This is a genomic window from Azospirillum mesophilum, from assembly GCF_053470405.2.
In genome coordinates, this window is the sequence record NZ_JBPXMQ020000078.1 from 1 (window position 1) to 13545 (window position 13545).

Annotated in this window: 9 protein-coding genes; 1 reads left to right on the forward strand and 8 read right to left on the reverse strand. The window is 66.3% G+C overall.

Annotated elements, in window-relative coordinates:
* The coding region (locus tag ACSVC7_RS31890; protein WP_483509111.1) for a DUF6880 family protein at positions 1-910 on the forward strand (910 nt) is incomplete at its 5' end.
* A 252-nt stretch (positions 911-1162) separates the two neighbouring features.
* On the opposite strand, the gene ACSVC7_RS31895 is transcribed toward ACSVC7_RS31890, so the two are convergent.
* The 8 genes from ACSVC7_RS31895 to ACSVC7_RS31930 all read right to left on the reverse strand — a co-directional run bounded on the left by ACSVC7_RS31895 (position 1163) and on the right by ACSVC7_RS31930 (position 13174).
* The gene (locus tag ACSVC7_RS31895) at positions 1163-1858 is read right to left on the reverse strand and encodes an RES family NAD+ phosphorylase (RefSeq protein WP_448208597.1); all 696 of its coding nucleotides are present in this window, start codon (positions 1856-1858) and stop codon (positions 1163-1165) included.
* Entirely contained in the window at positions 1855-2250 is a 396-nt protein-coding gene (locus tag ACSVC7_RS31900; protein ID WP_448208598.1) for an MbcA/ParS/Xre antitoxin family protein, read from the reverse strand. Before ACSVC7_RS31900 ends, ACSVC7_RS31895 begins: the two co-directional genes overlap by 4 nt.
* Positions 2251-2423: 173 nt before the next feature.
* A complete protein-coding gene (locus ACSVC7_RS31905) occupies positions 2424-5168 on the reverse strand; it encodes a hypothetical protein (RefSeq protein WP_448208599.1) in 2745 nt (914 codons plus the stop codon).
* Positions 5165-6730 (reverse strand): P-loop NTPase, encoded by a 1566-nt coding sequence (locus tag ACSVC7_RS31910; protein ID WP_448208600.1) that lies wholly within the window; start codon positions 6728-6730, stop codon positions 5165-5167. Before ACSVC7_RS31910 ends, ACSVC7_RS31905 begins: the two co-directional genes overlap by 4 nt.
* Before the next feature lie 621 nt (positions 6731-7351).
* Positions 7352-7852 carry a very short patch repair endonuclease gene (locus ACSVC7_RS31915; RefSeq protein WP_448208601.1) on the reverse strand — a complete coding sequence of 167 codons (501 nt, stop codon included), beginning with the start codon at positions 7850-7852 and terminating at the stop codon, positions 7352-7354.
* Positions 7852-9720, reverse strand: coding sequence for an ATP-binding protein (locus ACSVC7_RS31920; RefSeq protein ID WP_448208602.1), 1869 nt, complete (start codon positions 9718-9720; stop codon positions 7852-7854). The genes ACSVC7_RS31915 and ACSVC7_RS31920 overlap by 1 nt, the downstream gene beginning before the upstream one ends.
* Before the next feature lie 11 nt (positions 9721-9731).
* Entirely contained in the window at positions 9732-11684 is a 1953-nt protein-coding gene (locus ACSVC7_RS31925; RefSeq protein WP_448208603.1) for a DNA double-strand break repair nuclease NurA, read from the reverse strand.
* Complete coding sequence (locus ACSVC7_RS31930; protein ID WP_448208604.1) at positions 11684-13174, reverse strand: DNA cytosine methyltransferase; 1491 nt, start codon at positions 13172-13174, stop codon at positions 11684-11686. Before ACSVC7_RS31930 ends, ACSVC7_RS31925 begins: the two co-directional genes overlap by 1 nt.
* Positions 13175-13545: the final 371 nt, after the last annotated feature.

Below are 13545 nucleotides of genomic sequence, written 5' to 3' on the forward strand. Positions count from 1 at the left end.
TCGTTGTCGCCAACGAGCCCGCCATCACCGCTCTACCCTCGGCAAAGGCGCCCTGATCGACCACGCACATGACCACCTCCCAATTTCCACCACCTTGACGGACGTGATCGGACATATCGCGGATGGAGAGGGGAACGTCGATGCGTACATCGCCCTGATCCCGGAACCCGACCGGCACCGCTCGCGGGTCGCCGCCGAAATGGCGCAGTGTCTGCTCGCGGCCGGACGGGCGACCGAAGCTTTGGCCGCGCTGGAAGCGGCCAAGCCGCACCGGCGTCCTGCCCGCGGCGGGGCGATCGACGACCTGGAACTGCTCGGATACCGCGGCGGCGACGGCGAGTGGGAAACAGCCTGCATCGACGCGCTCGACGCCCTCGGCCACCGCGAGCGGGCGCAGGCCTGCCGCTGGGCCGCCTTTGAGGAACGCCTGTCGGTGGAGCGCCTGCGCGCCTATCTCAAGGCGCTGCCCGACTTCGACGATGTGGTGGCCGAGGACAAGGCGATGGCCCACGCCCGCGTTTTCCCGCATGTCCTGACAGCCCTGCACTTCTTCCATGAATGGCCGAACCCGGCGAAGGCCGCCGAGCTGATCCTGGCGCGGCCCATCGAGATCGACGGCAACGCCTATTACCTGCTCGACCCGGCCGCCCGGTGGCTGGAGGGGCGCTACCCGCTCGCCGCGACGCTGCTGCGCCGGGCCATGATCGAGGACACCCTCGACGGCGCCAAGTCGTCCCGCTACAAGCACGCCGCCCGCCACCTGCTGGAATGCCTGGCCGTGGCCCCGACCATCGGTGACTTCGGGTCGTTTGAAACCCACGACTCCTTCACCGCGCGCCTGCGCGCCGCGCATGGTCGCAAAGCCGGCTTCTGGAGCCGTTACGCGGAGATCGCCGGTTCCAAACCCTGACGGGGACCCTGCGGATGGCCACCTCGCACGCCGGGGTGGGCAGGACGGTCAAATGGCGGTTCGTGACAGAAGTGTTGGGTGCGGGCCTTCACCAAGCGTGGGCGTCGGGATGTATGAAACAGCAGCACCACGTGAGCCGGTCGAACCCGGTCACTCGCCGTGCTGCCAAGAACCTTCCATTCCCGAATCTGTCCCCGCTTCCTATTGGACTCCTTCTTCGAACTCCTTGCTCGTATTTGACAGTCCTGCAACTCAGAGCGGCGACCACGCCTTCGTTTCGAAATCGAAGACCTTGTCGATGCGGGCACCGTCCCAGTGGTACTCCAAGTGTTTCGTCTGCACCGGAATGCCGACCGCCTTGGGACGGAACGCTCCGATACAGGCACCGCCGGGATGGCGGACGCTCGGGTAATGGACGCCATTCGCCCCCTCCTCCCGAAGCGCTGCCGCCAGCGCCTGCCCGGCGCTGTAGTCGTCCGGATCCAGAACGCGGGCGCGCTCGGCCTCGTCCAGGCTTCCGACGTCATGGAACTCGGCGTCGATTGTTCCGACCAGCACCCGCATCGCTTCGGAACGGATGAGTCCCTGGTCGGCGTCGGCGTAATACTGCTCGTAATGGAAGACCGTCTCGCGCAGTGCTGTATCGAATGCACGGGCCGCGTAATAGACGCCATGGCGCCCATCGGAAAAACGCGACCCTTTCGGGTTGACGTGGGTGAACGCGCTCATGACGTAGCTGGCCCCGGGTCCGGCCACGCGTTCCTCCGGCGGCACCAGCGCGATTTCTCCGACCTCCTGGCGCAAACGCGGGTTGACCAAGCTCTCCAGCGCGATGAAGGCTTCCCAATCGCGCGGGTCGCCGGACAGACGCTCGAAGAGGTCGATGGGTGGAAAGCGCGAGGCGATGATGCGCGTCGCCGACGTCCAGGACACCGCCAGCCGCTTCACGACCAGGCTCCGCGGTACGCATCGAGATACTGGTGGACCGCCGCCAGATCGGTCACGTCGCCGCCCGCCATCCGCTCCAGCGGCGCTTGCCCGCCAAACGCCCGGTTGGCACGCGCCGGCCAGCCGTCCGCCTGCTGCGGATTCGCGTACAGGATCTGCAACGACTTGTAGATGCCCAGCACGTAGCCCAGCCGGCGCACCGTGTCGTGGGGCACCGCGCCGACCCTGCCCGCCTTCCAGGCGTAGAAGGTGCGCTCCGCCGGCGAACCGAGGATACGGCGCGCCTGCTCGTTGCTGGCGCCCCACGCCTTGAGGATGGTGAAGACCCCGGCCATGCCCCGCGCGACGGTGTCGTCGACGATGCCGGCCTGCTGCCGAGCTGTGGCGACCATGGCGACCTCCTGCTGCCTATATGCAGAATATATCTTGGAACTGCACGGACGCAACATGGTTCCACAGGTCACCACCAACGGAGTATGGCGGCAACCACTCCAGAAGCGAGCCATTGGCCCGTCGCGCGATCCGCGGCAAGGCGCGAAAGGCTTCCGCGATGCGGCAACCGTCTTCACGTCCGCCGATGGAACTCCGGCCATCGGGCGACGCCCCCGCAATGCTCCTCGAGCGCCCTCACCAGTTCGACGGCCGCGACGCCGCCCCGATCCGGCCCCATCCGCTCGAACCACGCCGGCAACGGCGCCAGCAGGTCGTGGACCTGCCCGTCGATCACACCGCCGGCCACCGCCGCGAGATCGAGGATCACGGCGGCGGCGTCGCAGTAACCGTGCAGGTCGTCGGCGTTGCCGCTGTCCAGGCCCCGGCGGTGATGGTCCAGCGCTTCCCGGGCCGCTGCCGGCGCGTCGTCGCTCCCAAGGGCGGCCAGCGCCATGGCGCGGTTGACCAGGGCCGGCCCGCGCCAGAAATCCTGCCCCGCCGCCGCCATGGCCGCCAGGGCCGTTCCGGCGCAGGCCGCAGCCTCGTCATGGCGGCCGGCCATGACCAGAAGGCGGGACCGTGCAACCGCCGCCCCGGTGAGGGATTGGCGGGCCGGCAGCCAATCGGTCGCAAGCTCGCCGATCAGGTCCGGGACCCGTTCCACCGACGCCAGTCCATCTGCCACCCGCCCCGCCATGGCGTAATAAAGGCCGAGGTTGACGAGACTGTCGGCCACTTGCCGGCGTTCGTTGACGTCCTTCTGCGGCAGCCGGTCCAGCATGTCCGCCGCCCGATGCTGCAGGGCGATGGCGTCCTCCAGGGCGTTGGCGGTCATCGCGATCATTGCCGCGTTGTGCAAACCGTTCGCCAGATCGGACACGAATCCCTCACCGCTTTCCGCGACCAGCCGTTCGTAGAGCGCAACCGCTTCGCCGATTTCCAGTCCCGCGCGATCGACATCGCCCGCCCGGTTGGCGAGGATCGCGGAGAATTCCAGCGCCGCCGCGAGATCGGCCAAGCCGCCGCGTTCGTCCCGGCCGATCCGACGGCGATTGAGGGCGACCGCCCGGTCGAGCACCGTCCGCGCCGCCGTCGTGTCTCCCGCCTGCCAGAGGATGTTGGCGTGGGTGTGCAGGGCGGTGGGCAGTTCCTCCTCCGCCCAGCCGGGATCATAGGCGGACAGCCGGTCCAAGATGCCGACCGCCTCGGCCGCCGCGGTCAGCGCACCGTCGAGATCGCCCAGGTCTGCCAGCATGTTGGCAAGGTGGACCAGCGAATGCGCCGGCATGGCCGAGACGGTTCCATCGGGCGGTTCGGCGGCGATGGCCACCGCTTCGCGCACGATCGCCACGGCCTCCGCCGTTTTCCCCTCCTCCGCCAAGCGCTGCGCGTAGATGTCGCGCACGCCGATCCGGGCGTCGTGATCGATCCGGTACCGCCCCTCGCCCACCTCCCCCTCGCGCAAAAGACGGTACGCCTGGGTCGCCGCCTCCAGCGCCGCGCGACGTTTCCCCAACTTGGCGTAAACGTCGCTGAGGTTGGGCAGCAGGACCAGCGCGTTCAGGCCCATGTCGTCGAGGGGCAGCCGCGCCGACAGGGTCATCGCCCGCTCCCCGGCCGCCCGCGCCTCCGTCAGGTAACCGCCTTGCAGGCCGATGTTGCAAACGGTGCCCTCCGCTTCCGCGGCGGACGGCAGGAAGCGGTCCCCGAACGCGTCCACAAGGCGCCCGGCCAGCGCCGCCGCCTCGGTGGCCATCTCCATGGCGTGCTCCGTTTCGCCCAGACGCTCCAGGTCGATGGCATGATTGATCATCCCGGACACCATGGCGCCGCCGTGGGCCGCCAGCGTCGCTGCGGGCAGACGCTGCGCTTCCGCCACGGCCCGCCCGGAACAGGCACGGGCGGTCGCCACGTCACCCTGTGTGGCCATGATGTGGGAGGCGTTGATCAGGGTCTCCACGAGCCGCGGGGCGTGGACGTCCGGGTCGCGGGCGGCGAGGCGTTCGTTCAGCGAAAGCGCCTTCCGCACCGCGTCGGCGGCGGCGTCGACGTCCCCCGCCTCCAGCAGGATCACCGCGCCGTTGGACAGGGCCGTCCCCAACAGGAAATCACGTTCCTCCACCCAGCGCGGATCGTCGTCCGGGGAACATTCCAGCAGCGCGATCGCACGGCGCACAGCGTCGAGCGCCCCATCGGTGTCCAGAAGCTTGGACCGCACGGTGGCGAGGTTGATCCAGTCGTCCGCCGTCTGCCACGCCGGCAGGCCTGCTTTCGCGGCAGAGTCCAAGGCCTTGAGCAGGATGGTCTCGGCGCGGCGATGATCGCCGGTGGCGATCAGCAAAGCCCCCAACTGGCACATCAGGCTCAAGGGCGTCGCCAGTTCGGCGCGCCGGAACGCGGCCAGAAACCGCCGCAGCACGGCGATACCGGCATGCGGCCGCCCCAGGTCGTGCAACCGCTCCACCAGATCGGCAGCGGCGTCCACCGCGCCCGCCGGGTCGCCATCAACACCCGCCGCCAACACATCGTCGACAATCAACCGGCGGCAGACCACGTCGAGTTCGGTCACGCGGCCCTTGCCTTCCCCCAGCACGGCGATGACCCGGCGCGCCGTCCCGACGGTCCCATGCCGCCGGATCGCCGCGGCCAGCAGGTCGGTCATCGGCGGGCCGGATTGCCGGGCGACGGCCGCGGCGCCCTCGACCACCTCGTCCAGATGCGCGCGGAACAGCCGCCGCAGGCGGCGGGCGCTGGCCCCACGGGGCCGTTCCGCCGCGGCGAAGGCCAAGCGGGTCAGCATCGCCACCCGTTTTTCGAACGGTGCCGCAAGAACGGCGGCGAGCACGGCGTCCGGAGCCCCGGTTTCGGTCGTCGTCACGGGTATGCGTCCTCCAGCGCGGAAGCGAGCAGGTCGGGCTGCACGGCGTTCAGCCACTGCGGTCCCGGATAGAGGTCATGGAACAGTTCCGCCACCCGCCGGACCGTGTCGCCGCCACAGCCATACAGCGCGTCGCAGCCTGCGAGCAGATCGACGGCATCGCGCCGGGTCGCTGCGCCGCCGTTGGCGCAGACCCAGGCCAGCGCCTGCATGATTGCCTTGGGCTTCACGGGAAGATCCAGCTTGGCCAGATAAGCCCGTTCGCGGCGGAGCACGGCCATCCAGGGATCCCGGCCGCCGTCGTCTGGCGCAAACACCGCCCGCCAGACTTCGGCGAGCAGCAGCAGGACGCGGTCGAATTCCGGACGGGTCAGGTCGAGCCCGTCGGCCAGCCGCCGGCCGGCTTCCGCGGCGTCAACGCCCTCCGCCGCGCCAAAGGCCTGGGCCGCCGCCAAGACGAAGGACACGCGGTCGCGTTGCCGCGCCGCCCGCTTGACCGGAGCGGCGGGAGACAGCCGGATCGGTTCGGCACGCCCGGCCGCACCCAGGACCTGAGCGACGGCACCGCCGTCATCGGCCAGTTCGGTCAACCATCCTCGGGCGTTGCGCGCCAGAAGGACCAGACGCACGCGGTCCAGCGCATCGAACTCCAGCATCAGGCGGCAAAGCTCGTTCAACTCCTTCGTCCGCAGTTCGGCGTAATCGACGACGATCAGGCCGTTCCCCGGGCCGGCCAACCGGCCGCCCAGCCGCCGGGCGTCGGTGAAGACGGCGTTTTCCCGCAGGAACCCTGTCCGCCAGCCATCGCCGCGCAGCCCCCGGCAGATCTCCATCAGCAGACGGGTCTTGCCCATGCCGCCCTCCCCCGTCACCACCCTGACACTGGACCGCGCGTCTTGCGCCCACACGCTCCATTCGGCGACATCGTTTTCGCGGTTCATCAAGGGTACGGCCCGGTAGCGCGCATCGAGCAGCGCCGTTGGCGAACGGCCGCGCCGGTAGACGAGCGACGGATCGTAGACCGGCCACCCCGGTGCGTCGCCGGTCATCTGCTCGCGCAACGCCGCCCTGGCCTCGGTCCATGGCGAGTGCTCGGCCAGCATCGCAAGCGGCGCGGCCGTGGACGGGAACGCCGCCGCCACCGCTTCGCGTCCGGCAACCAGGGCCGCCGCCAGGGGCGGAAAGCCCGCGGTCGGCCAGTCGAGCGCCACGAACCGGATCAGCCGACTGCCGGCCTCCGCCTGGAGTTCCTCGACCGCCTGCAGCGGCAGCGACGCCGTCGTCGCCACGACCCAATGGGTCAGGCCCGGGTTGGCCAGGGCGGCCCCCGCCAGCCCGCCCAGAAGGTCGCGGACCGGCGGCGTGCCCCGGTCGTAGCGTTTGGCCTCCACCGTGATCGGGCCGCCCCCTCCGTCTCCCCAGGGTTGGCGCCCGGCGCTTGCCCGCCGCATCGGGCCGTGGGCGAACGCCGCAACGCCGAGCATCGCCACCCGTTCGAAGTCGCCGGGGGTCAAGCCCAGCAGGTCCTGCCGGAGCTGTTCGAGAAGAGCGGCCATCGTCATGTTTGTCGCTCGATGATCGTGCCGCGTCCCAGGGCCGCGCGCTGGCCCCGGAACTTTACGCCACCCGACGTGGCGACTCCATGATCCCACCCGGGATGCGATGAGTCGACGCATCGGCCACAGCGTCAATCCGCGCCGGTGGACAGGCCCGCACTCCGGCTATGATCGAGGCGGCGCACCGTTCTCCGTTCCCTCCACATCCTGTCCATGGGTCACCGGCCGTGATGCGAGTCGAGCTTCCTCCCCCCGCCGACTGGCAGGAGTTTGAAGAACTGTGCTGGTCCTTGTGGCGGCGGATCTGGAACGATCCCAGCGCCACGCGGCCCGGCCAGGAGGTCACCCATTATGGTCAGCGCCCGATTCGGTTTGGTCATGCCAGAGCCGCCAACACCGCGCGCCCGAAGCCCCGCGTCGTACTCCGGCCAGTTGCAAACCCGATGCCGCTGCTTCGGGATGCGTTCACTTGAACGGCATGATCAAACCGAGACGGCAGCTAAAGGCTGGCCTTCAAACGCAATGCCCCAAGCCCCGCAACCGGCCACCTCGATGCAACAAGGTAACATTACAGCTTCACTTGCATGCATCGACACTTCTTATCGTCACCTGTCTCAAATCCGTAGTTCATTTCATAATTCCGGACTCGGTCTCAGGCGGGCATCGTTCGTCCCAGAGGCCGGACAGGATTTCGGAAGGCGGATTCCCGTTCAGCCAGCGTACCACTGCATTGATCGCCTCCTCAGTAGACAGGCGGCCGCGCCCCCTGAGTGCGCATTCCCAGACGATCATCACACGCCAACCCAGCCCCAGCAGGCTTTCTACGGCCATGCTGTCGTTGACGCGGTTGCGCTCAATCTTGCAGGCCCAAAACTCACGGTTAGTGGCCGGGAGCTTGAACATCGGACAGTTGTGACCATGCCAGAAGCAGCCATGCACAAACACCACGGCCTTCCGGCCCGGAAACACGAGGTCGGGGCGCCCCGGGAGGTCTCTGCGGTGTAGACGGAACCGGAGCCCGCGGGCATGCAATCCCTTGCGCACGACCATCTCTGGCTTAGTGTCCTTACTCCGGACGCGGCTCATATTAAGCCGACGCTGGTTGGGCGTTAGGACGTCGACCATCATCAGTCCTTAGGCGGTCGGCCCCGCCGCTTCGGGGCAGTGGTCCTGGTGGAAGACTTCTTCGCGGTCGCCCGGCCGGCAGCGGTCTTTGTCACCAATTCTTTGGTCGAAGTAGCCTTGGCGCCCGGCGTCGCCTTTTCCTTAGGCTCGGGCTTCCTTCGACTGGCATTTACCTTGGCGACGGAAGTCTCCATTGCACTCCGAGTCCCGGTCTTCGGATCGGGCCTCCAAGCCTCCACCTTCTCGAAGAAATCCTCGTCGCCGATCTCGGACGCGAGCAGATCGTCGTCCATCCGCACGCTGACCGGCAGCGGAAAGCGGACGACCTGGCCGCTGACAATGCCCTGACCAGGCCCGAAGCCGGGGATCATGCGGGCGTCAGATTCGGTCAGGTTCTCCATGATCGAGCGGACGAAGGTCTGGTCCTTCGGATTCACCAACCGCAGGATCAGAAACGAGTTGCACTGGGAGACGATCGTTTCGTCCAGGCGGCTGGGGCGCTGAGAGATCAGCATGAGCCCGGTGCCGAACTTGCGGCCCTCTGTGATGATCCGCCTCACCACCGGCAGTGATACCGCGTCCTGTGTTCCCTCGCGGGCGGATGGGATGAAGTTGTGGGCCTCTTCGACAACGGTGAAGAACGGCGCGATCCGGTCGGTCAGGTTGGCACGGAACTCGAACAGGGTCTCCAGCGTGATCGCCGCGATGGAGCATTGGGTGACATGGTCATAGCCGCCGAGGTACAGGATTGAGACCTGCCGGGGGCGAATAATCTTCTCGGGCTGACTGAAAGGGTTGGGCAGCGGCTCGAAGGACAATCCCTTTAGCTTAGGGCTGTTTCGCATCGCCTCGCTGGTCTTCTTCATTCCCGAGAGACGATCACGGACGATCCTGAGTGACCGGCGGACGGCGTAGATGGTCGGGACCTGACGTTTGTCACTCTGGCCGGCCGCATCGCTTTCCGCCCTTTGGATCAGGCGCTCAATATAGTCGATGGCTGGTTCGCCCTCGCGGGCGGCCATGCCATTGAACACGGAACGGAGATAGTCCGACTGGGGCTCGCTGAGGCCATCGGTCATCTGGCCGATGATCTTCTCGATCAACCCCTCGCCGCCCCTTTGCATCAGCAGGTCTGGATAGAACAGGCGGATGTCGCAGCCGGGAGCCTCTTCCTGCAACGTCTCGCGGCATTTCCACAGGCCGATGTAGTCGCCGTGGGGATCAAGGATCAGCAGGGGATAGCCGTGGCCGATCAACTCGCGGATAATCCTCCGGGCGGCCACCGTCTTGCCACCGCCCGTCATCGCCAGGATGGCAAGGTGGCGAGCGACCAGGCGCGGCGCGGACAGGGACACCTCGACATCGGAGCGGGCGATCAGGCTGCCAATCATCGCACCCCGTTCGTTCTCGCGCCCTCCCACCAGAAGCTGGCGCACCGCTTCGGCAGGGGGATGGTACACCGTCGACGCGGGCTTCACCGGATAGGTCAGCGGAAACAGAGCAGAGAGCTTGTCCTCTGCCGTGGCACCGAGAATGAGTGCCCTGGCCTCCAACTGGTCCCGTGTGCCCGAAAGGACAGTGTCCTCCAACGACAGGCCTTCGCCTGCGATTTCCTGTGCCGCCTCGAAGGGGAAGAATGGGTTGAATCGGCGAATCTCAGTGACACGGGCCCACACGTATATGCGCGTCTGCCTGTTGTAGGAGCCGTCGGGCACGTCCATACCCAAGGCCACGATGTCGCCCACTCGGGCCTGGAACTGCCGCAGGATAAACGTAAACTCCGCAGTCCCCGCATTGCCGACCACAGTGCCGACGGGCCGCCAGCCGTCAGCGCTGTCCCCGATACGCGCTTCCTCGTCCAAGTCGAGCACCCTGCCACCTCCTACCTGAATATTCCCGGACGCAGAAGCCACTCGCGTCCAGACCCGCACAGCATCCGCCTCAAGGCGTCAAACAGCCGAGCGTCCCCGCTGTCCAGTGCGTTCTTCAGTGCAAGGACCGCAGTTCGCGTGTTGACCGGCCGGCTCATCCAATCCGGGATCTTTGCGAACTTATCGACGATATCCAGCCCCACGGGGAAGGCATAGTTGGGCAGCAGAAGCGCGCAGTGAAGCACCAGGGACGCCGCCTCCCGGAACTGCGGGGCGTCCTTGGCGAACATCTCGATCCGGATGGGCGCTGTCCATTCGGTGGTCTGCATGTACGATACGACCGGCTTTGGATATCCGGCGATCACGGTCTGCCAGGCGCGTGGCGCCTTGCGCAGCACGTTGCGGTTGATGGAAACCGGGGCGAGGGCTTCGCCGGGTTCGAGGACGCATCGGAACAGGAGCGAGTCGGTGATCCGCTGCCCCTCCATTCCGTCGTCGTCGCCAGAAGGGTCTATAGCTTTCCTGAACCAATCCTTCCACATGTCCAGCGGCATGGGCAGGAGATCCCGGATGGCATGGTCATTGAGGCTGTCCAGCACCGCGGCGCAGACGGTGGAAGAGGCGCCCTCGCGCTCCACCACGCCGCATACCACCGCGGACGACGCATGGAGCGCCTGCAATTGCCGCAAATGGACGCTGATGAAGTTTCTGTCACGCCCCTGGGGAGGCGGGCTTTCCGGCGGCAGCAATTCGGCCAAAGCGGCGTCCGAGAAGTCCGGGAAGCGGTGCCTGACTGCTCCGTCCTTCATGATGTCGGTGTAGCGGGATACCGGATTCACCAGAGACCCGTGGAGCATGATCCACGCGATACCGGGGTTTTCACTGACCATACGGACGGCACCCGCGGCCTCGATCGATATCCTTGCCGCGTCACGCAGCGCCCCGACGTCGGGGAAAGTATCTTCGTAGACCCCTCCCTCCACATGAGCGTAAAGCTCATCAATGAGCTGCTTGAGCACGATAAACCGCTCGCGCGAAGGGCCGCGCTCGCCGGGTGTCACGACATATCCACCCACACGGGCGGCCACAGGTGCCGAACCGAGCATCGACAGGTTTGCAAGGCCGCCGTCGACGAATCCAATCGGCTTCCCTGCAACCGCGCTCCATGCGGCGCGGTGGTCCTTTTCTATGCGCACTATGCCGCCCGTCTCCAGCAAAACCGTACGGAGTTGCGAGGCGAGCTGCTCGACCGTTTCCATGAAGCGAAGCTGTGCCGGCGCGGACAGGTCCCCAGCCACCTTCAGCATGCGTTCGAGGATATGTGGCTCGCGGACCTTCTCACGGATAGTGCGTCTGCGAACGGTGCTCTCCAACGCGGATGGGGACGGCATGGGCGGAACGGGCACGGGGCTGTGGTCACCGGAGCAGGCAGGCGGTACTGGGGCTGTTGCCCTTGGCGGCGGTGGCGGGCAATGTTTGGCGATCGCCTCAAACCGAGAGGTCCCTTCCTCGTAGACAGCCATACTCCCTTCGAGGGAACGTTCGACGAAGGCGACTAAGCCGGCGTGGGCGAGAGGGTCGACCTCACGGGCGATGAATGTGAGCGTAACAGGATAGGTGCCATCGTTGCTTTCCGGCGAACGGATCAGCATAAAGTCCTTGCAGTCGACGGCATCGAAGGCTTCCCCGCCGATCTTCGTTCCGCCGAGGCGCCAGTTCTTCTGCGACTTGTTCAGGCGCCTGCTCTCACGGTTGGTGGCACCATTGAAGATGCACATACAATCAAGCGTTGCCTCGCCCGTCTCGAAAAGCTCGGGACTGAGCAGCCGCCGCGCTACAGAGGCGTTGATGTTGATGGCCCGCTGCCGGCCGCGGAGGCCGGCGCGATGGGACGCGAACAGTCCGAGGTCGGATTCGGTCAGCGAGCGGACGACCACCAGCTCCTTCTGCCGATCGCTCCCCATCAGCGCGCTCCGGCGACAGCGGCGATTGCTCCACCGCCGATGGCTTCACGAATCTGGTCGAGGAGACGCTCGGCCACCGCTTGCGCCATCAGTGGCGGAACGGCATTACCGATCTGCCGGAAGGCAGGGTTCATCGTGCCGCAGAAGACGAACCCGTCGGGAAACGACTGAAGCCTTGCGGCTTCCCGGACCGAAATAGTTCTCGCTTGGGCGCTGTCGTAATGGATATGGCTGTAGCCGTCCTTCCCCAGGTGGGCCAGCAGGGTGCGGGCTGGCTTGTCGGCCTCCATCTTTCGCCATTTGTTTGGGAACTTCCCGGGGTCATACGGGGGGACGATGCTGTCGCGTAATGCCGTCCACGCTGTCGAGCCCTTCCGCGGTCGTCGTTCCATGCGGGCCAGGGCCTCCTCGAACATGAGTTCGGCGCACTTGTAAGCCTCAGGATATTGGTCTCCCGCCTTCAACTTGGCGAACAGCTCGTAGTCGCGGGGGAGATAGCGGATGACATGGTCGACGAGCGTATCCTTGCCAGAGAAGCCGGGCCACTCGCGCATCAGCTTCCCGTACTTGGTCTGCCGCTCCTCGCCTTCATAAGGGACCGGGGCGTCGAAACGGCGCGCTCCTCTTCTGAGCGTTCCGTCCTTCAGTTGGGCGCGCGCGTCGATCGGGGGAAGGTCCACAAGTGCGTCGAGGGCAGTTACCGCATTCTCGATGACGTTCCGGTCGGCTTCCGGGGGGGGCAGGTAGTGGTTCGTGCCAGCAGAGGTATCGGTGTGGGCGAGCAGCTTCAGCGCCACCGCCCGGGAGCCTTCATAGCCGGGTGGGAGATCGATCCAATGGGTCGGCGCGGGAAGGAGCACCTCGTCTGCCAGTTCCCGCCTGATCGCGACGAGGAGCATTCTCTCTCGCATCTGCGGGACTCCGTAGTAGGCAGAATTCAGCAGGGTGTAGCCGCAGGTGTAGCCCCTCGCGTCGAGAATCTCGGCGACTTCCTCTGCAATGTTGTGGCCCCCGTGGTTGAGCATGTCGGGAACATTTTCCATGACCACAGCCAGCGGGGCACAGACGTCGACGTAGTCGAGGTATTCGATGTAGAGCCGCGCACGCGTGTCGTGCCGGAACGCTTCGGGGTGGTCGGCGACCTCACGCAGCTTCGAGCGGCCGACTCTTGCGAACGCTTGGCAAGGCGGGCCGCCGACGATGACATCAAACGCAGCTTCGGGCTTGCCCAGGCCCAGTTCTGCGGTCAGCTTCGCGGGAGGGGTGGCGGTGATGTCGCGGGCTTGGCAGTGGGCCTGGGTGCCGCCATGGAAGTTGGTGCCATGAGACTTCGCCGCGTCACGGTCGGATTCGACCGCTGCCGCGATTTCATAACCTGCCGCATGGAATCCGAGCGACAGGCCGCCACACCCCGAGAACAGGTCCAGCACACGGAGCTTTGCGCCCGCGTTCAAGCGGGCGATCTTGTGCCGAATGATGCGGGCGTTCATGGCCGCGACCCGTCACGTGCAATTGGCTTGTGGCGATAAGACAGGTCCATTTTCCCGGTCATGGTGGTTTAACAACCGGAATCCTACCATACTTGGTGGTTGACGCACCACCCTGCACCTGGTGGATCGTGTCTGACACTCGTTTCGCTTTGTTAACGTTCTTGATGATGCGATCGGGACCGGCGGTTCATATGAAACGCTTGGCCGTCGTGTTGCGCTCCTTGAGAAAGCTGTGGATGGCTGCTTGCAGGTCCACGATGCCGTGGAAGCGTAACTGCTCACCTGGCTGGCGGCTGGTAAGTGGTCAGGCGACGACGAAGGTTCCGTCGATCAGGTCGCGGATGGCGGTCCAGGCGGATTGGCCTTGCCGG